At 56.2% G+C, this 17,808-nt stretch carries 18 protein-coding genes and 1 pseudogene; 13 read left to right on the top strand and 6 right to left on the bottom strand.

Annotated elements, in window-relative coordinates; genetic code table 11:
* Window positions 1-114: 114 nt before the first annotated feature.
* Window positions 115-732, bottom strand: a complete 618-nt coding sequence (locus tag A11S_RS11350) for a hypothetical protein (protein ID WP_014103939.1) — start codon at window positions 730-732, stop codon at window positions 115-117.
* Window positions 733-1,074: 342 nt separating this feature from the next.
* Between A11S_RS11350 and rpmH the strand changes: the two genes are divergently transcribed.
* The 5 genes from rpmH (at window position 1,075) to yihA (ending at window position 4,585) form a co-directional block, all read left to right on the top strand.
* Entirely contained in the window at window positions 1,075-1,209 is a 135-nt protein-coding gene (gene rpmH, locus A11S_RS11845; protein ID WP_014103938.1) for a 50S ribosomal protein L34, read from the top strand.
* A gap of 58 nt (window positions 1,210-1,267) precedes the next feature.
* Window positions 1,268-1,675, top strand: a complete 408-nt coding sequence (gene rnpA / locus A11S_RS11340; RefSeq protein WP_015468655.1) for a ribonuclease P protein component — start codon at window positions 1,268-1,270, stop codon at window positions 1,673-1,675.
* A complete protein-coding gene (gene yidD, locus A11S_RS11335) occupies window positions 1,672-1,908 on the top strand; it encodes a membrane protein insertion efficiency factor YidD (RefSeq protein WP_015468654.1) in 237 nt (78 codons plus the stop codon). Before rnpA ends, yidD begins: the two co-directional genes overlap by 4 nt.
* Window positions 1,909-2,021: 113 nt before the next feature.
* Window positions 2,022-3,947 carry a membrane protein insertase YidC gene (yidC, locus tag A11S_RS11330; RefSeq protein ID WP_015468653.1) on the top strand — a complete coding sequence of 642 codons (1,926 nt, stop codon included), beginning with the start codon at window positions 2,022-2,024 and terminating at the stop codon, window positions 3,945-3,947.
* Entirely contained in the window at window positions 3,944-4,585 is a 642-nt protein-coding gene (gene yihA, locus A11S_RS11325; RefSeq protein ID WP_015468652.1) for a ribosome biogenesis GTP-binding protein YihA/YsxC, read from the top strand. Before yidC ends, yihA begins: the two co-directional genes overlap by 4 nt.
* Before the next feature lie 2 nt (window positions 4,586-4,587).
* Here yihA and A11S_RS11320 read toward each other — a convergent pair whose 3' ends face one another.
* Window positions 4,588-5,292: a hypothetical protein gene (locus A11S_RS11320; protein ID WP_015468651.1), complete on the bottom strand. Its 705-nt coding sequence runs from the start codon at window positions 5,290-5,292 to the stop codon at window positions 4,588-4,590.
* A gap of 55 nt (window positions 5,293-5,347) precedes the next feature.
* On the opposite strand from A11S_RS11320, the gene rmuC reads away from it, so the two are divergent.
* Genes rmuC through fmt form a run of 3 tightly spaced genes read left to right on the top strand, consistent with a single transcriptional unit; the run spans window position 5,348 to window position 8,103 of the window.
* A complete protein-coding gene (rmuC, locus tag A11S_RS11315; RefSeq protein WP_015468650.1) occupies window positions 5,348-6,559 on the top strand; it encodes a DNA recombination protein RmuC in 1,212 nt (403 codons plus the stop codon).
* 52 nt (window positions 6,560-6,611) lie between these two features.
* Window positions 6,612-7,145 (top strand): peptide deformylase, encoded by a 534-nt coding sequence (gene def / locus A11S_RS11310; RefSeq protein WP_015468649.1) that lies wholly within the window; start codon window positions 6,612-6,614, stop codon window positions 7,143-7,145.
* 1 nt (window position 7,146) lies between these two features.
* Complete coding sequence (fmt, locus tag A11S_RS11305) at window positions 7,147-8,103, top strand: methionyl-tRNA formyltransferase (RefSeq protein WP_015468648.1); 957 nt, start codon at window positions 7,147-7,149, stop codon at window positions 8,101-8,103.
* Window positions 8,104-8,110: 7 nt separating this feature from the next.
* On the opposite strand, the gene A11S_RS11300 is transcribed toward fmt, so the two are convergent.
* Window positions 8,111-8,860 carry a hypothetical protein gene (locus A11S_RS11300; protein ID WP_015468647.1) on the bottom strand — a complete coding sequence of 250 codons (750 nt, stop codon included), beginning with the start codon at window positions 8,858-8,860 and terminating at the stop codon, window positions 8,111-8,113.
* On the bottom strand, window positions 8,857-9,603 hold the full coding sequence (locus A11S_RS11295; RefSeq protein WP_015468646.1) for a hypothetical protein: 747 nt from the start codon (window positions 9,601-9,603) through the stop codon (window positions 8,857-8,859). Before A11S_RS11295 ends, A11S_RS11300 begins: the two co-directional genes overlap by 4 nt.
* Before the next feature lie 91 nt (window positions 9,604-9,694).
* On the opposite strand from A11S_RS11295, the gene truA reads away from it, so the two are divergent.
* Entirely contained in the window at window positions 9,695-10,465 is a 771-nt protein-coding gene (gene truA / locus A11S_RS11290; RefSeq protein WP_015468645.1) for a tRNA pseudouridine(38-40) synthase TruA, read from the top strand.
* Between the two features lie 18 nt (window positions 10,466-10,483).
* Here truA and dapE read toward each other — a convergent pair whose 3' ends face one another.
* Window positions 10,484-11,611, bottom strand: a complete 1,128-nt coding sequence (dapE, locus tag A11S_RS11285) for a succinyl-diaminopimelate desuccinylase (RefSeq protein WP_015468644.1) — start codon at window positions 11,609-11,611, stop codon at window positions 10,484-10,486.
* Between the two features lie 23 nt (window positions 11,612-11,634).
* Window positions 11,635-12,488, bottom strand: a pseudogene (dapD, locus tag A11S_RS12265) (2,3,4,5-tetrahydropyridine-2,6-dicarboxylate N-succinyltransferase).
* Between the two features lie 30 nt (window positions 12,489-12,518).
* Here dapD and A11S_RS11275 point away from each other — a divergent pair.
* The 4 genes from A11S_RS11275 to glmS all read left to right on the top strand — a co-directional run bounded on the left by A11S_RS11275 (window position 12,519) and on the right by glmS (window position 17,790).
* On the top strand, window positions 12,519-13,484 hold the full coding sequence (locus A11S_RS11275) for a GNAT family N-acetyltransferase (protein ID WP_051054903.1): 966 nt from the start codon (window positions 12,519-12,521) through the stop codon (window positions 13,482-13,484).
* Window positions 13,477-14,343 (top strand): DUF3108 domain-containing protein, encoded by an 867-nt coding sequence (locus tag A11S_RS11270; protein ID WP_015468640.1) that lies wholly within the window; start codon window positions 13,477-13,479, stop codon window positions 14,341-14,343. Before A11S_RS11275 ends, A11S_RS11270 begins: the two co-directional genes overlap by 8 nt.
* A gap of 197 nt (window positions 14,344-14,540) precedes the next feature.
* Window positions 14,541-15,899: a bifunctional UDP-N-acetylglucosamine diphosphorylase/glucosamine-1-phosphate N-acetyltransferase GlmU gene (glmU, locus tag A11S_RS11265; protein WP_041802777.1), complete on the top strand. Its 1,359-nt coding sequence runs from the start codon at window positions 14,541-14,543 to the stop codon at window positions 15,897-15,899.
* Window positions 15,900-15,960: 61 nt separating this feature from the next.
* On the top strand, window positions 15,961-17,790 hold the full coding sequence (gene glmS, locus A11S_RS11260; RefSeq protein ID WP_015468637.1) for a glutamine--fructose-6-phosphate transaminase (isomerizing): 1,830 nt from the start codon (window positions 15,961-15,963) through the stop codon (window positions 17,788-17,790).
* Window positions 17,791-17,808 lie beyond the last annotated feature (18 nt).

Below are 17,808 nucleotides of genomic sequence, written 5' to 3'. Positions count from 1 at the left end.
CCATAAAATTTTAATGGAAAGCGAAGGGGCCTGCAATCGAATGGCACGCGAAGGGGCAAAACAAAACCCCCCACGTTATCGCGGGGGGTTCTTATTGATTATGGCATGTGCGCGTTATGCGACGGGTGCGTCCACACGGATCGGCAAATCGCCCGCGATCGGTTCGTCGTCCAGCATTTCAATCATGCCGGTCGGTTGAACCGCGAAGTTGGCGATAAACAGCGCGTTGGAATAAAACACCACGGCGTCGCACAGATAGAAGCCCTGTTCGTTGCGGCCCTCATACGTGGCCGGACGGATCGAACCTTCGATCACAGAGCGGGTCTGCGCGTCCATATTGCGCGGCATATCCGGGTCATCCATGGACTCGGCGATCAGGAACGGCCCTTCTTCGCCACGAACGAAGAAGCAGAAGAAGCGCAGATATTCGAGGATGTTTTCCTCGTTCAACTTGATCGGCGCCTTCGCGTTCACTTCATGGATCGGCGGTGATGTGCCGTTCAACCAGTACAGGTTCCCCTGTTCGGTCAGGTAATAGATAAAGAGTGACGGCGGCCAGGACGGATCCTTGACCCGGATCAGCACGACATTGTCATAGAAGGGCAGGGCGCGCCATGCGACCTGTGTGCTGGTGGCGGCCGTACGGTATTTCCCGGCGATCGGGTTGACCTGCTCCAGAAAGCCTTCGAGTTCGGCACCGGTCACGGCGTTCCAGTTATTATCATTGTACATGAGGTATTTGGCCTTTATGCAATTTTCCCCAACCTGAATGGCCGGGTGAAGATTTGAGGTTAAACCTGAAGCTATCATGCCAGACACGTGGCAAGGTGCAAGCCCCTGATTTTCAAAAAGAGCATAGGCCGGAAAGGGTTAAGAAAGTGTTTTTTCATAGCCATTTCAGTATTTTAATTATGGTTAATCCAAAAGGGGCCCGGCGGGGGCGTAACTTATCCACACAAGTCGTTGACAGCCATGGGTGGGGTCTGTATAACAACGCGTTCCCGGACGGAAATATTTACGGAATTCCGGGGATTTTGATGGAATTTTTGAACACCCAAGCCGGAGCGTCCGACGATGAAGCGCACCTACCAACCGAGCAAACTGATCCGCAAGCGTCGCCACGGCTTCCTGAGCCGCATGGCCACGAAAGCTGGCCGTTTGATTTTGAACAACCGACGCGCCAAGGGCCGCAAGCGCCTGAGCGCTTAATCTTCCCGTTTGTGGAAGGCCCGTGGCTGGAGGATCCTTTGAAAGGGATCGCCGCGACATGCTGGTTAAACGCGAAGACATGACTATGATCGGCCGCCTGAAAAGGCGGTCTGATTTTTTGCGCGTGGGCGCCGGTGGCCAGAAATGGGTCTCGCCCACCGTGATTATCCAGATTGCGGACACGCCTTTGGAATCTGGGGCTGACCCTTTGGCTTCTGGTCCGAATTACGGCCTGACCGTGACCAAAAAAACCGAAAAAACCGCCGTGGGCCGTAACCGGATCAAACGTCGCCTGCGCGCCGCCATGGCCAGTGCCCTGACCGGGGAACATGCCGACCTGAAACGCACCGATATTGTCGTGATTGGCCGTCTGGCCGCCGAAACGGCCCCGTTTGACCAGTTGGTGAAGGATATTCGCTGGTGTTTGCGCCGTTTGCGGGCAAAACAGGCGGAAAAACCCCAATGAAACGTGTGATGATCGCCCTGATTAAGGGATATCAGTGGGTTTTATCCCCTTTAAGCGGCCCGCAATGCCGGTTTCACCCCACCTGTTCCACCTATGCCGTGCAGGCGATTGAACGGTTTGGCCCGTTGAAGGGCGGATGGCTGGCGGCGCGGCGGATTGCGTCGTGCCACCCCTGGAGCCGCCGGCCCGCCATTGACCCGGTGCCCGACGTGAATATGGACCGCGATGTTTGATTGCGTCCCGGTGTTGGGCTATAACCGCCCCACTGTTGCATAACCACGCACCAGCGTAGATTTTCTCGACTGTGAAGGAGGCCACCCCCGGCGGGTGTGCGCGAAAGACCAAAATGGCAAAAAATTCCGGCCCGAACATGATGAACCCGAATGATCAAATGCACCCCGATGATCGCCGCAATCTGGTGATCTTCCTGATCATTTCATTGGCGATGTATTTCGCCTTTGATCATTTTGTGATGAAGCCGAAGGTCGAAGCGATGCGCGCGCAACAGGAAATCGCCCGCGCCGCCGCGGTTAATGGCGCGCCGAATGCGGTCGACGCGCTGGTTGAACGCCCGCGCGATGTTGTGATTGGCGAAAGCACGCGATTGAAAATCGACAACGGTCAGATTTTTGGCACGCTGCCGCTGGTGGGCAACCGCATCGACGATATTTCCCTGACCGATTATTTCAAAACGCTGGGCGGGTCCGACCATGTCGTGTTGATGAGCCCGGCGGGCACCCCGCACCCGAAATATGCCGAAGCCGGGTGGATCGCCGCAAATGACGGCGTGAAGGTTCCGGGCAAAGATACACGCTGGAGCGTCAAAGGCGGCGGCACGCCGACCCTGACCAAGGATAAGCCGGTAACATTGACATGGAACAATGGCGCGGGCCTGACCTTTGAACGTGAATACAGCATCGACGATCATTTCGTCATCACCCTGACCCAGCGTGTTGTGAACAACGGCGGCGCAACGGCCCGTTTGTATCCATACAGCCTGGTCGCGATGCAGGGCATGCCGGAAAACTTCACCGGCACATGGATCGCGCACGAAGGCCCGATCGGCCACATTGGCGGCGAATTGCACGAAGTAACGTACAAAGACCTCGGCAAGAAAAATGAAATGTCATACAACGCCCCGACGGGGTGGATCGGCATCACGGAAAAATACTGGCTGACCAGCCTGTTGCCGGTGCAGGGCGAAGCGATGAAATACAGCTTCAAATCCACACCAGCCGCCACGCCGAATGCGAAACCGCATTATCAGGTTGATATGATGGGCACCGAACGTGTGGTTGGCGCGGGCGAGAAGGTTGAATTTGTGTCGCATGTGTATGCCGGCGCGAAAAAGGTTCGTATCCTTGACCTGTACGAAGACCGCCTGGATGTACCGCACTTCGATCTGGCGGTGGATTTCGGCATGTATTATTTCATGACGAAACCGTTCTTCTATTTCCTGACCTGGCTGGGCCATGTGACGGGCAATTTTGGTGTGGCAATTTTGATTTTCACATTGCTGTTGCGTGCCGCCGTATTCCCGCTGGCCAACACGTCGTTCCGGTCCTTTGCCAAGCTGAAGCAATTGGCTCCGCAAATGACGGCTTTGCGTGAAGAATATGGTCACGACAAAGAAAAGCTCCAGAAAGAACTGGTGGCCCTGTATGGTCGTGAAAAGGTCAATCCGGCGGCCGGGTGCCTGCCGATCCTGATCCAGATTCCGATCTTCTTCGCCTTGTACAAGGTGTTGTCGGTCACCATCGAAATGCGTCATGCGCCGTTCTTTGGTTGGATTCAGGATTTGTCGATGCGCGATCCGACATCCCTGTTCAACCTGTTTGGTCTGTTGCCGTACAACGTGCCGGACTTCCTGATGATTGGTGTCTGGCCGTGCCTGATGCTGTTCTTCATGATCCTGCAGAAATCCATGAACCCGCCGCCGCAGGACCCGATCCAGGCGAAGATGCTGGCGTTCATGCCGTATTTCATGACCTACATCATGGCGGGCTTTGCGTCGGGTCTGGTGATCTACTGGACGTTCAGCAACGCGCTGTCGATCCTGCAGCAATATATCATCAACCGGTCCATGGGCATCGAAGTGAAGTTCTTCCAGCGCACGCCGGAAGAAAAGAAGATGGAAAAGATGGTTGCCGAAGGTCCGGTTGTGCACCCCGGTGCCGAGTTGTTGGAAGAACAGGTGGAAGATGCCCTGTTCGGTCATGATGATGAAGATGGGCCGAAGCCTGTCTCCCCGCGAAAGAAAAAGAAGAAATGAGCGATAAGAACCTGACGCCTGAACAGATTGCCACGATCCGGAAACTCTTTTCCGGACCGTGCGAATTTTTTGCGGGCGTGATGGATTTGAACGGCCTGCCACCCGAAGGGGCGCCGGAAATCGCCTTTGCCGGGCGGTCGAACGTGGGTAAATCATCGCTGATCAATGCGCTGACTGCGCGAAAGACACTGGCGCGCACATCCAATACACCGGGTCGGACGCAACAGCTGAACTTCTTCGATCTGGGCGGCGTGTTCTGGTTGGTGGACATGCCGGGCTATGGCTACGCCAAAGTGTCCAAGAAGATGCGTCAGGAATGGGATGATCTGATTTTCAGCTATCTGCGCGGGCGGCCATCGTTGCGCAGTGTGTTTGTATTGATCGATTCCCGCCACGGTTTGAAACAGGTTGATCTGGATTTGATCAAGATGCTGGATGCGGCGGGCGTGTCCGCGCGGATCGTGCTGACCAAAGTGGACAAGGCCGGTTTTCAGGAATTGAAAAAAACCACGGAACAGGTCGAAGCGGCGTTGAAAAAACACCCATCCGCTTTCCCCTTCGTTCTGCCGACCAGTTCGGACGAAGGCACGGGCATTCCTGATCTGCAGGTTGCCATTCTGGAATTGATCGGAGGTTAATCTTACTGATTGATCATCAGTGAGTAATACACATAGACCGCCGGGCTGCCGCCGTCACTGACGCACATTTGCAAATGGTTTTCGCATTCCGGGCAATCGGCGATTTCCAGCGTGGCGTTTGTGCCGCCGCCCCAGTGAACGCCTTCGACAAAATATTGCCGCGGATTGGATGTAACGGGGATGGTGGGATCGCCCAGCAGTTTTGTGTTAATCGCCGCGCAAATTTCCTGACGAATATTATAGGCAGCCAGCACCACTTCGTTTTTCGCCGGGTCGTTCGACCATTCGAAGTTATTGAACCGGCCCAGATACCATCCCGCCGCCGGCAGGCCCGTGCCTTCGCCCACGGCTTCGGGTGGAATTTGCGTCGGGTTTAACCCGCCGCCCGCCTGATGGTAGACTTTGTGTACGTTGTTGGCCAAAACCGGATCGTTAAAACCCGCATCGGTCGGCAGGGTAAAGACCAGTTCGTCCGCATCTGAACCCGTGGATTCCATCATGTCCAGCACCTGTTTGACGGTGAAGGGGTAATTCATGATCTGCCCGGTCAGGACGGCCACACGATCCGGGGCCAGCGTGTTGGATTCATCCGTATCCGTCTGGCGCGACAGGACGAAGGTCAAGGCCCCGAACAACGCCACCACGATCAGGACGTAAATCATGGCGTTACCGGATTGAAAATGGGTCGTTTTAAAAGTGTTTTGCATTGTATGAATAATCCTTACAGCTTATTATTCTAGTATACAAAAGGGATTGAGCGAAATGATTTCCAACATCGACATGATGGCGTTTCTGATTGGCGCGGGGGCTGGTGTCCTTGCGGGTGCGGCCATTGTCGCGCTGGTGATGATGAAACGCCTGTCCACGGTGGAGAAAGAAGCCGCCACATTACAGGCGCAAATTGATGCGGCGCAGGGCGCGAGCGTCAATATGGAGAATACATTCCGCGTACTGGCCGCCGAAGCTTTGAAGGATTCACAAACGCAATTCCTGACCCTGGCGCAGGAAAAATTGAAACAGGCGCAAAACGATACCGCGCATGATTTGGAAAAACGCCAACTGGCCATTTCCACTTTGGTTGACCCGATCAAGAAACAATTGGAAATGCTGGGCGGCGCGGTGGAACAGATCAAGGGCACGGACAATGCCCTGCGCAATGATCTGCAATCCCTGTCCCGCGAAACGGCGCGGCTGGTTGGCGCATTGCGTGATCCGGCGGCGCAGGGGCGTTGGGGTGAATATATTCTGGATGGTTTGCTGGAAAAATCCGGCCTGATCCGCGGCGTGCATTTTGAATCACAGGTGGCGGTGTCCACCAATGATGGCGGGCGGCAGCGCCCGGATGCGGTGATCCGCCTGCATGATGGTTTGCAAATCATCGTCGATGCCAAAGCGCCGATCAATGATATTGCCGACCAACTGGCTGGCAATGATGTTGATGATGATGCGATCATCCAAAATCTGGCCAAACGTGTGCGCGATCATATCGTTGCGTTGGGGCGCAAGGGGTATTGGGAAAATGTCGATGGCACCAATGCCGATTTCACGGTGTTGTTCCTGCCGTCCGAACATTTGTTTTCCATGGCCTTGCGCGCCGATCCGGGCATGGTCGATTTTGCCGCCGGGCGCAATGTAATCATCGCGTCCCCGACTTTGATGATGTCGTTGATCCGCGTCGTGTCCTTAAGCTGGCGGCAAGCCGACCTGGCCCAGAACGCGGCGGAGATTGCGACGCTGGGCGGTGATCTGTTTTCCCGCATCACGAAATTCGGTGAACATCTGGAGAAGGTGGGCAAGGGCCTGTCCGGCGCATTGGGCAGCTATAACGACGCCGTCGGTTCGCTGGAACGCATGGTGTTGCCCGCCGCGCGGAAATTAAAGGACAAACAGGTGCAAACCGGCGGGCGCGATCTGCCCGAATTGAAGGAAATCGAAGATCAACCGCGCCGTTTAACCGTGACCGCCAATTCTTGACCCGTCCGGTATCCGGCATACCTCTTTAGTGTAGTGAAAGTGACATAAAAAAATGACGATTCTGCCCATTGTGACTGTTCCCGATCCGGTTTTGAAACAACGCGCGACCGAAGTGGGAACGGTGGATGATGCCCTGCGCCGCCAGATGGATAACATGCTGGACACCATGTATGACGCACCGGGCATTGGACTGGCCGCGAACCAGATCGGGTTGTTGAACCGCGTTCTGGTCATGGATCTGTCCGAACGGGCCGACGAGGGCGAAGATGTGAAGCGCAACCCCATCTATATGGTGAACCCGGAGATTATTTTTAAATCCGAAGAGCCGAGCGAGATGGAAGAAGGGTGCCTGTCCATTCCGGGGCAATATGCATTGGTGCAACGCCCGGCCATCGTTCGGGTGAAATATCTGGATTATAACGGCCAGGGGCAGGAGATGGAGGCCTCGGGCCTGTTGTCGCATTGCGTACAACATGAAATCGACCATCTGGACGGCGTTTTGTTTATCGACCATCTGTCGAAATTGAAACGCGACATGATCATGAAAAAACTGGCCAAACTGCAAAAGGGCCAACAGGTTTTGTAAGATGAGCAATGGCGAAGGTTTAAAAGTGGTCTTTATGGGCACGCCGGATTTTTCCGTTCCGGCGCTGAAAGCCATTTTGAATTCGCATCACAGCGTCGTCGCCGTCTACAGCCAACCGCCGCGCCCAAAGGGCCGGGGCCAGCAGGTGCAACCATCCCCCGTGCATGCCGCGGCGCTGGATGCGGGGATTCCAGTTTACAATCCACTGTCCCTGAAAAAAGATGATGCCGCGCGGGCGCAGTTTAAGGCTTTGGGTGCAGATGTGGCGGTTGTGGCGGCCTATGGCCTGATCCTGCCGCGTGATGTTCTGGATGCGCCGAAATATGGCTGCATCAATATCCATGCGTCCTTGTTGCCGCGCTGGCGTGGGGCGTCACCCATTCAACGCTCCATCTGGGCGGGGGATGAATCGACCGGCATTTCCATCATGCAAATGTGCGAGGGGCTGGATACTGGCCCGGTCATCGCCATGCGCGACATGAAATTGAACGGCACCACGACTACGCCGCAATTGCACGATGCGTTGTCCGCCATGGGGGCGGATATGATTGTGCCGGTGCTGGATCGTCTGGCGATTGATGGGCGCATTGATATGACGCCACAGGATGATGCGCAATCCACCTATGCCCCGATGCTGAAAAAAGATGATGGGCGTGTGGATTGGGGTAAAACCGCCGCTGAAATTGATCAACAAATCCGGGCCCTGAACCCGTGGCCGGGCGTGTGGACATCCAATGGTGATGCCCGTCGCATTAAAATCGTCCATGCCCAGCTTGAAGATATGCGGTCGCATGAATCGGCGGGTACATTGATCGACCGTGATGGCCGTGTGGCCTGCGGTGATGGCCGCGTTCTGCGCCTGATGCAGGTGCACCCCGAAAATGGCAAGGTGATGGATTCATTCGCCGCGATCAATGGCGGGATTTTGAATGTTGGTGCGGTGTTGGGGTCTGCCTGATCCCCGGCTAAGCCGCGCGCGGTTTCAGGTTTTTTAAATCGGACAAATCGGCGATCTGAATCCCGGCCTTGCGCGCGGATTTTTCCAGCGTGGCCTGATCAAATCCCTGATATCGTTCAGCCAGCACCAGAAGCGTCCGCACAAAACTGGGGCCGTGGGCGCTCCATTGATTATCATTGATGGTCATGTCGATGGCGTGGGCCACTTCGTGCAAGACATGGCTCAACCCCCGGTCCCGCATACGGATGCGGTGTTTGTCCGGCACATAAAAACTGCTGGGATGTTTCAGTTTGGGGTTGATGTCAACCTTCACCGCCGGGGCGGCCATATTGAAATCATCCGCCACGCGCCAGATCATGTTTTCAATCGCTTCGTCATCCAATTGCGGCGTGCCGCGATCCAGAATGCGGGCTTCCCAGCCATAAACTGTGGCGCATTGAAAATCACGGGCAAAGGCGCTGTGCGGTCCGGGGCCGTGCGCATGGCTGCGCAACCGTGTGTAGCCTTTCAAGGCCACGGACGCGTGTTTGTATAATGAAAATTGCGTAATATTAACCCGTCCCGGTGGCACCCACGCCACGACGAACGGTGCGTCATAGGTTGTTCCATTGGCTGTTGTAACGGGCTTGTGCATGTGCCCCATCAACAGTTTCGCGCCGCTGATCGGGTGGGTGTATGAAAAAATTTCATCAATATGCGGCACATGCAAGCGGGGTGCGTTGAACGCCTTCTTCAATTGCCCTTTTTTCATGCTCATGGCCGCGGCCCATTCTTTGTCCGCACGACGGCCTTGGGTGTGGCCGTGTTATCGTTGGCCATTGCCTGTTCAACGATAGGAATTGACAGATCGCGAATGTGGCGAATCGATTTCAAGTCTCCGATAATATCGGCCTGCATGGCCGATGTAATCAGCAGCTGCAGGTCAACGCCCGCATAACGATGATAGAGCTCGATTGCGGTCCAGACAAAGCCAGGGCTGTGGTCTGCGAATTTTTCACCATCGCGGCGCTCGTGGTACAAGGCGTGGGCGAGTTCGTGTAACAGGCTGATGCTATCGCGATGACCAAAATGCACGCGGTTGTCGCATTCATCATATTCGGAATGATTTGTGTGTTCTTCCCACACCAGCTTCGGTCGCGGCATATCATTGTCATCGGCAACGCGGGCGATCATGGCGCGGGCGTCCTTGGCCGTGATAATCCGGCCATGAGGAACAATGACTCGATCTTCCCAATCGTAAACGGCTTGCTGCTGGCGATCGACGCTGAAAATATTATCGATGATGGCGTCTGTATCCACCATCTCGGCATCGAAATGAATATGGGCGCTGTCGGCATCAAGGAAATGACGCTTGTAATACAGCGTCTCATCCCCGCGGGCGTGCCATCCGGTGATGGTACCGGGCAAACGGCGCGCATTTTTCGCCGTGCCAATGACCAGATAGGCATCGGCATGGACGCAATAATGGCGGTCCAGAATGTGAAGATCTTTGACTTTCATACCTAAAACGCGATAGTTCCCTGTGTCACGCGCCCTCGTTTATGGTGGGGCGTCGTTGATGGGGTTTAGATTAGGCTGAAAGCGCCGGGCTATGCAACAACGCTGGAAATTAACCATTGAATATGACGGACGCCCCTTTTCCGGCTGGCAGCGGCAGGAAGAAGGCATCCCGTCCGTGCAGGCCGCCATCGAGGCCGCAATCCAGAACTTTTGCCAGCAAGCCATCACCATCCATGTTGCGGGCCGCACCGATGCTGGCGTTCATGCACGGGGGCAGGTGGCCCATTTTGATCTGGATTACGGAAACCGCGCGCTGACGGGATACGACCTGACCAAGGCGCTGAACGCCCATTTGCGGGACACGCCGGTTGTGATCCTGAACGCTGAAGCGGTGGCGGATGATTTCCACGCCCGGTTCTCGGCCACGAACAAATTGTATATTTTCCGCCTGCTCAATCGTCCGGCCCCGCCCGCGTTTGAACGAGGGCTGGTGTGGCATGTGCGGCGTCTGCTGGATGTGGATGCCATGCGCGCGGGCGCGGCGCATTTGCTGGGCCACCATGATTTTACAACATTCCGCGATACGGATTGTCAGGCAAAATCCCCGATGCGCACGCTCGACCGTCTGGATATCATCGCCAAACCCTGCGTCGCCGGGCCGGGGCAGGATATTGAATTCCATGTCGAGGGGCGATCCTTCCTGCACCATCAGGTGCGCAACATGGTCGGTACGCTGGCTATGGTTGGGGATGGCAAATGGACCCCCGATCAGGTGCGCACCGCGCTTGATGCACGCGACCGCCGCGCGGGCGGCCCCACGGCTCCGCCGGATGGGTTGTATCTGGTGCGGATTGATTACTGAGGGCTGGGGGCTGGGGGCTTAGCCCAGGAAGTATTTTTCCAGCACGCGGCCATAAATGGCGGTCAGTGTTTCCAGATCGGTGATGCGCACATGTTCATCCACCTGATGGATCGTTTCATTGATCAGGCCGCATTCCACCACCGGGCAATATTGGCTGACAAACCGGGCATCGGATGTGCCGCCCGCCGTGCTCATCACCGGGGTTTTTCCAGTGATATCGGTGACGGCCTGGCGCACCAAACCTGTCCATTCGCCGGGTGCAGTGATGAATACATGGGCCCCACGGCGGAATTCGATATCGTAATCGGGGCCAACGCGGTCGAGGATGGATCGGATTTTATTTTCCAGCGTTTCAAAATCCCATCGGTCGTTAAACCGCACATTGAACGTGGCGGTCGCACGGGCGGGGATAACGTTTTCGGCTTTGTTGCCAATATCAACATTGGTGACCTGCAAAGAGGATGCCGGAAAATGCGCACTGCCCGCATCCAAAACCGTATCGGATAAGGCAACCAGATAATGCGCCAGTTTCGGCACCGGGTTGTCGGCCAGATGTGGATAGGCCACGTGCCCCTGTTTCCCGCGCACGGTTAATGTACCGCTGAGCGACCCACGGCGGCCGATTTTAATTTCGTCGCCCATTTCTTTCGGGTTGGATGGTTCACCAACGATGCAGACATCAGGTGTGTGGCCATTCTTCGCCATCCAGTCCAGCACGCGGACGGTGCCGTTGACCGCCGGGCCTTCCTCGTCCCCGGTGATTAGCAAGCTGATCGAGCCCTTGTGATCCGGGTGATTGTGAACGAAAGCGGCCGTGGCGGCGATGAAGGCGGCAATGTTGCCCTTCATGTCCGCGGCCCCGCGGCCATAGAGTTTCCCATCGGCGACCGCGCCGCCAAACGGGCTGTGTGACCATGATTGTTCATCGCCCACGGGCACGACATCCGTGTGTCCGGCGAAACACAGATGCGGACCATCCGTGCCCCGGCGGGCAAACAAATTTTGCACATCACCAAAGGGCAGGTCGGTGCAGGTAAAGCCCAGGCCGCCCAGCGTACGGGCCAGCAACGCCTGCGCCCCTTCGTCCTTTGGCGTGATGCTGGGGCAACGGATCAGATCACGGGCAAGGGCGAGGGCGTCGGTCATTGGAAAATCCTTATGTTGAAAATCTATGTGCGCAATAATTCATTGATCGCGGTTTTTGATCGGGTGCGTTCATCAACCCGTTTCACAATCACCGCACAGGCCAACGCCGGGCCCGGTGTGCCATCGGACAAGGGCTTGCCGGGCAGTGTACCGGGAACAACGACGCTGTAGGCTGGGACGCGGCCCATGAAAATTTCACCGCTGTCACGGTCGATAATTTTGGTTGATGCGCCCAGGAACACGCCCATGGACAATACGGCCCCGGTTTCAACGCGCACACCCTCAGCCACTTCGCTGCGCGCGCCGATGAAAACGTTATCCTCGATAATGACGGGGTCGGCCTGTAATGGTTCCAATACCCCGCCAATGCCAACACCGCAAAAATGTGGCAGTTTTTGCCAATCTGCGCGCACGATCCAATGGTGGTCCATGTATCGACCATCGTGCCCTCATCCACAAACGCGCCAACATTGACGAAGCTGGGCATCAGGACGACATTTTTGGCGATATGGGCGGAATGGCGCACGATTGATCCTGGCACGGCGCGAAAACCCGCCGCGTGAAAATCATCGGCGTCCCAGTCGTGAAATTTGCTGGGCACCTTGTCCCACCAATGCGCGCCGCCCGGGCCGCCGGGAATGGATGCCATGGGGTTCAGGCGGAAGGACAGCAACACGGCCTTCTTCACCCATTGATGCACGACCCAATCGCCCGCAACGGGTTCGGCAACGCGCAGGTGGCCGTTATCCAGCAACTCCAGCGTTTCAACCACGGCATTGCGCACATCACCCGTCGTACCGGGGTTCAGGGTGTCGCGTGCGTCCCATCCCTGTTCGACAAGCGCTTTAATTTGTGTATGATTCGGATCGTGTGTCATACCGCCTATCAAACCTTCAGGACCAAGTGAATGCAAGGCGAAACTGCGCCTCCCGCCTGTCTCATCCGATGGAATGTGCTGTCGCTGGATCAATGGAATGAACGCTTCGCATCCGCGCGGCGGGCCAGTCTGTTGCAATCCTACGATTATGCCCGTGCGGCGTGCCCCGTGTTGGGGCTAAAGGCGCGCTGGGGTGTGATTGAGATCGATGGGGTTGAGGCCGGATTGGTGCAAATTCTGGAAACGGCCTTTCCGGGGAACCTCCTGCATGGTGTGCATCTGGACCGTGGGCCGGTGTGGTTGCCCGGTTTCGGCACGGCGGATCATGTTGCGGCCTTTTTTAATGCATTTCATCGCGCCATACCGCGTCGTCTGGGTCGCCGTCGCCGCTTTATTCCGGAAGTGCCTGATACACCCGAAATGCGTCAAGCGCTTGTCCGTGCGGGGTTGCGTGCGCGCGGATCATCTTATCAAACCGTCTGGCTGGATCTGGACCCCGATGATGATGCGCGGCGGGCGCGTTTGCGTAAAAGCTGGCGCAACGAATTGACCAAGGCGCAAAAGAACACGGCCCTGCATATTGATTGGGCCACGACGCCCCGCACCATTGATGAAGCGATTGCCGGTTATCACGCCGACCGGACCTTGCGCGGTTATCCGGGGCCGTCGGTGAAGATGGTGCGCGCGCTGGCGCGCCAATTTTTTGCCACAAATAACCTTTTGGTGGGGGCGGTGCGGGCGCACAATGAAACCATTGCCATGGTTATGCTGTTGATTCACGGGGCTTCCGCCACATATCAGATTGGGTGGACGACGGATGTGGGCCGCGAATATCACGCGCACCACCTTCTTTTGTGGGATTCATCTGTTATACTGAAACAAAGGGGTATTCGGGATTTTGACCTTGGAGGGATTTCCGATGACAAAGACGGTCTGGCAATTTTCAAAACAGGTCTTGGCGGCACGATTATCCGCACCCCGGGATTTTATGATTAAGGGCGCTGTTCTGTCCGTTGTTGCGGGTGTTGTGCTGGCGGTGACGGGCGGCGTGAATGCGGCGGCCACGGCACAAAAGGCCGTGTTCAAACCCGGAACGCAACAACTGACATACGAAGTTTACGCGGGCGGTGTGAACGCCGTGGCCGCGACTCTGCATGTCTATGCCCCGGAAGACAGCGAATATAATTTATCGTTCAGCGCCGGGACCAAGGGTTTCCTGCGCGCGCTGGCCCCGTGGGATGGCACATTCGAAACACAGGGGTGGCAGATGAAGGACGGCGTTCGTCCGGAACTGCACCGGTCCTCCGCCATCTGGCGTGAGGAAGAGGAAGTGAAGGAATATAACTACAATAAAAACGGGGATTTCGTCGGTTATACCGTGCGCGACCCGGACAGCACGGTGGAGCGTGATTTGCCGCCTGCGGAACTGACTCAGGGAACGATTGATGTCCTGACCGCTACGCTGGATGTGATGCAGGATATTGCCGCCGGGCAATCCTGTGATTCATCATCGGAAGTCTTTGATGGCAAACGCCGCTTCGCCATGAAATTCCGTCTGGAGGGTGAAGAGCAACTGAACGCATCACGCTACAATGTGTATGGTGGCCCGTCGCAACGCTGTGTGGTCGAGGTGACTCCGGTGGCCGGGGAATGGCATAAAAAACCACGCGGCTGGATGTCGATCCAGGAACAGGGCCGCATGAAGGGCAAATTGCCGACCGTGTGGTTTGCAAAAGTTTCCCCCGACAAGCCGGCCGTTCCGGTGAAGGTGCGGGTGACATCGGAATATGGCACCATGTTTATGCATTTGGTGGGCTATACCGATGGGGCGACGACCCTGGCTCAATCGGACTAATTATTTGATATAAAAGGATAATATACTGATTCGCCCCGGTTTTGTTCGGGGCGAATGGTTTTTTCCGGTTTTTTGTTGGGGTTTTGGGGGGATTTGGTGAAATGCTTTGCAACATGATGTGACTTGTTTTGCGCCGCCACCGGGGCAATAAAGACTAAGGCCGCATTGTTTTTAAAGTGAATGAGTTTTCAAGCCCAATGACCCCATCTTCCGCTCAACCCGTTTCGAAACTTGCCTGTGTGATCCTGACCGCTGGTCAGGGCAAACGGATGAAATCCGCCAAGCCGAAGGTGCTGCACGAAATCGCCGGACGTCCGATGATCAACTGGCTGTTGCGTTCGGTCGAAGAATTGTCGCCGGATAAAATTATCGTGGTCACCGCGCCGGATGCGCCGGGTGTGGCCGATGCCGTTGCACCCCATGCCACCGCCATTCAAAAAGTACCGATGGGAACGGGTGATGCCGTGCGTGCTGCCATGCCCGCGCTCAAGGATTTTGATGGTGATATTCTGGTTCTGCTGGGGGATATGCCATTGCTGTCCACCGGGATGATGCAAGGTTTGATCGAGGCGCGCCGCCATGATGCGCACACGGGCATTGCCGTTTTGGGTGTTGAATATAAAAATCCACCCGCCTTTGGTCGCCTGGTCATGAATGCCGATGGCACGTTGAACAAAATTGTTGAAGACAAAGACGCAACCCCGGAACAACGCGCCATCAAATTGTGCAACACCGGCGCGTTCTGCATTGATGGAACGAAATTATCCGGTTGGCTGGACAAGCTGCAAACCAACAATGCGCAAGGCGAATATTACATTACCGACCTGCCCGAAATTGCCGCGCGCGAAGGGGTTAAAACCCGCGTCAGCATTTTATACAACGCGGATGAAGTCGCGGGCGTAAATTCCCGCGCCGATCTGGCCGTGGTTGAGGCGATTGCCCAGAAAAATTTGCGCCGGGCCGCGATGGATAACGGGGCCACGTTGATTGACCCGTCATCGGTCTTTTTCTGTCACGATACAAAAATTGGCCGTGATGTTGTCATCGGCCCGAATGTGGTTTTCGGCCCCGGCGTGACCGTTGGGGACAATGTCGTCATCGAAGCCTTCTGCCATATCGAAGGGGCCCGTATTGACGCGGGTTGCACCGTGGGCCCGTTTGCGCGTCTGCGTCCCGGCACGAAACTGGGGGCCAAGGTTAAGATCGGCAATTTCGTCGAAACCAAAAACGCCCATTTGCACGATGGGGCCAAGGCCAGCCATCTGGCCTATATCGGTGATGCCGATGTGGGGGCCGGGGTCAATTTCTCCTGCGGCGCGATCACGGCCAATTACGATGGCTTTGAAAAATTCAAAACGGTGATTGGTGATCATGCCATGGTCGGGTCCAACGTTACGTTGGTCGCCCCCGTCACGATTGGCAAAGGGGCCTATATTGCCGCCGGGGCGACGGTTACCAAGGATGTCGCCGATGATGCCCTGTTCGTCGAACGCGCCGAACCCCGCATGCTGGCGGGCTGGGCGGCAAAGTTCCGGGCGAAGAAGCAGAAGAAATAATTGACCTGACCCAAACGGCGTGCGCGCCGGATTCTTAACCTCCGAAAAGGAAAACAAAAAGATGTGCGGAATTATTGGTATTGTTGGCAAGGGTGATGTGGCCCAGCGTTTGGTGGATGGCTTGCGCCGTCTGGAATATCGCGGATACGACAGCGCCGGGATCGCCACGCTGGACAATGGCAAGATTGAACGCCTGCGTGCCGAGGGCAAGCTGATCAATCTGGATGAACGGTTGAAAAAAGCGCCGGTGCGTGGCCCGATTGGGATTGGTCACACACGCTGGGCGACCCATGGTGGTCCGACGGAGCGTAACGCTCACCCGCACGCCACCGAACGCGTGGCGGTGGTGCATAACGGCATCATCGAAAACTACGCCGCGTTAAAGGCGGAACTGGAACAACATCAATGCCGTTTCGAAACCGAAACGGATACCGAGGTTGTGGCCCATCTGGTCGACCATCATCTGAAACAGGGTATGGACCCGGTCAGTGCCGCCAATGCCGCGTTCGACCGTCTGGAAGGGGCCTATGCGCTGGCCGTTATTTTTGCCAATGAAAATAATTTGATGGTCGGTGTGCGTCAGGGCACGCCGCTGGCTGTTGGCTATGGCGATGGTGAAATGTATGTGGCCTCCGACTCTTACGCACTGGCCCCGCTGACCAAAAAAATCTGCTTCCTCGAAGATGGCGACCGCATTCGCGTCAATGCGGGCGGTGTCACCATTTACAACCGTGAGGGCAAAGAAATTTCCCGCCCGATCCGCATCACCGCGCAATCCGGTGAAACGACGGGCAAGGGTGAATATCGCCACTTCATGTTGAAGGAAATCTTTGAACAGCCGAGCGTGATTGGTGACACACTGAACTCCTTCATCAACCCGGCTACGCGTGAAATCACGCTGCCTGCCGATCTGGTTGATATGGTGGCCCATGCGTCGCGTCTGACGCTGGTGGCGTGTGGCACGGCGTTTTATGCCTGCCATGTGGCCAAATACTGGTTCGAACAAATTGCCCGCATTCCGGTTGAAATCGATGTGGCGTCCGAATTCCGCTATCGCGAAGCACCGATGCCGGAAGGTGGTGTGGCGTTGTTCGTGTCGCAATCGGGTGAAACGCTCGATACGCTGGAAGCCTTGCGTTACTGCAAACGCCAGGGCCAGAAAATCGTGTCCATCGTCAACACGATCGAAAGCACGATTGAACGCGAATCCGATATGGTGTTGCACACGCTGGCCGGTCCGGAAATCGGCGTGGCGTCGACAAAGGCGTTTACAACGCAATTAACCACACTGGCCTGCCTCGTTCTCGGCACCGCCGCGAAGAAAGGTGCGATTGACGCCAAAACCGTTGGTGCGATGTCCGATTCCCTGCGTCAATTGCCGTCTCTCGTGAACTCCGTGTTGCAGGATACGGCGCAGACGATTGAAAAATTGTCCCGTGAAATCGCCGAGGCGCGCGATGTTCTGTATCTCGGTCGTGGGGCCATGTATCCGATCGCACTGGAAGGTGCGCTGAAGCTGAAAGAAATTTCCTACATCCATGCCGAAGGCTATGCCGCTGGTGAAATGAAACACGGCCCCATCGCCCTGATTGATGACAAGGTCCCGGTGGTCGTGTTGGCCCCGCACGATAAATTGTTCGAAAAAACCGCATCAAACGTGCAGGAAACCATCGCCCGCGGTGGCCAGGTTCTGCTGTTCACCGACCGTGATGGCTTGACCCAATTGGGCCGCGGCTGCCGCTGGTCCGTGCGCATGCCAGTCTCCGACGCCTTCGTCGCCCCGATCCTGTACGTCATTCCGGTGCAATTGCTGGCCTATCATGTTGCGGTCGCCAAGGGCACCGATGTTGACCAGCCGCGCAATCTGGCGAAATCGGTCACAGTGGAATAACGAAAAAGCAATAATCCG

It is taken from the genome of Micavibrio aeruginosavorus EPB (assembly GCF_000348745.1).
In the GTDB taxonomy this organism is placed as follows: domain Bacteria; phylum Pseudomonadota; class Alphaproteobacteria; order Micavibrionales; family Micavibrionaceae; genus Micavibrio; species Micavibrio aeruginosavorus_A.
The sequence above is the reverse complement of the archived record's forward strand: the minus strand, read 5'-3'. Positions and strand labels throughout refer to the sequence as shown.

Excerpts from the sequence above, each read along its gene's own strand:
- A11S_RS11350 (WP_014103939.1), bottom strand. The coding sequence starts at position 732 with ATGTACAATGATAATAACTGGAACGCCGTGACCGGTGCCGAACTCGAA.
- rpmH (WP_014103938.1), top strand. The coding sequence starts at position 1,075 with ATGAAGCGCACCTACCAACCGAGCAAACTGATCCGCAAGCGTCGCCAC.
- rnpA (WP_015468655.1), top strand. The coding sequence starts at position 1,268 with ATGCTGGTTAAACGCGAAGACATGACTATGATCGGCCGCCTGAAAAGG.
- yidD (WP_015468654.1), top strand. The coding sequence starts at position 1,672 with ATGAAACGTGTGATGATCGCCCTGATTAAGGGATATCAGTGGGTTTTA.
- yidC (WP_015468653.1), top strand. The coding sequence starts at position 2,022 with ATGGCAAAAAATTCCGGCCCGAACATGATGAACCCGAATGATCAAATG.
- yihA (WP_015468652.1), top strand. The coding sequence starts at position 3,944 with ATGAGCGATAAGAACCTGACGCCTGAACAGATTGCCACGATCCGGAAA.
- A11S_RS11320 (WP_015468651.1), bottom strand. The coding sequence starts at position 5,292 with ATGCAAAACACTTTTAAAACGACCCATTTTCAATCCGGTAACGCCATG.
- rmuC (WP_015468650.1), top strand. The coding sequence starts at position 5,348 with ATGATTTCCAACATCGACATGATGGCGTTTCTGATTGGCGCGGGGGCT.
- def (WP_015468649.1), top strand. The coding sequence starts at position 6,612 with ATGACGATTCTGCCCATTGTGACTGTTCCCGATCCGGTTTTGAAACAA.
- fmt (WP_015468648.1), top strand. The coding sequence starts at position 7,147 with ATGAGCAATGGCGAAGGTTTAAAAGTGGTCTTTATGGGCACGCCGGAT.
- A11S_RS11300 (WP_015468647.1), bottom strand. The coding sequence starts at position 8,860 with ATGAGCATGAAAAAAGGGCAATTGAAGAAGGCGTTCAACGCACCCCGC.
- A11S_RS11295 (WP_015468646.1), bottom strand. The coding sequence starts at position 9,603 with ATGAAAGTCAAAGATCTTCACATTCTGGACCGCCATTATTGCGTCCAT.
- truA (WP_015468645.1), top strand. The coding sequence starts at position 9,695 with ATGCAACAACGCTGGAAATTAACCATTGAATATGACGGACGCCCCTTT.
- dapE (WP_015468644.1), bottom strand. The coding sequence starts at position 11,611 with ATGACCGACGCCCTCGCCCTTGCCCGTGATCTGATCCGTTGCCCCAGC.
- A11S_RS11275 (WP_051054903.1), top strand. The coding sequence starts at position 12,519 with ATGCAAGGCGAAACTGCGCCTCCCGCCTGTCTCATCCGATGGAATGTG.
- A11S_RS11270 (WP_015468640.1), top strand. The coding sequence starts at position 13,477 with ATGATTAAGGGCGCTGTTCTGTCCGTTGTTGCGGGTGTTGTGCTGGCG.
- glmU (WP_041802777.1), top strand. The coding sequence starts at position 14,541 with ATGACCCCATCTTCCGCTCAACCCGTTTCGAAACTTGCCTGTGTGATC.
- glmS (WP_015468637.1), top strand. The coding sequence starts at position 15,961 with ATGTGCGGAATTATTGGTATTGTTGGCAAGGGTGATGTGGCCCAGCGT.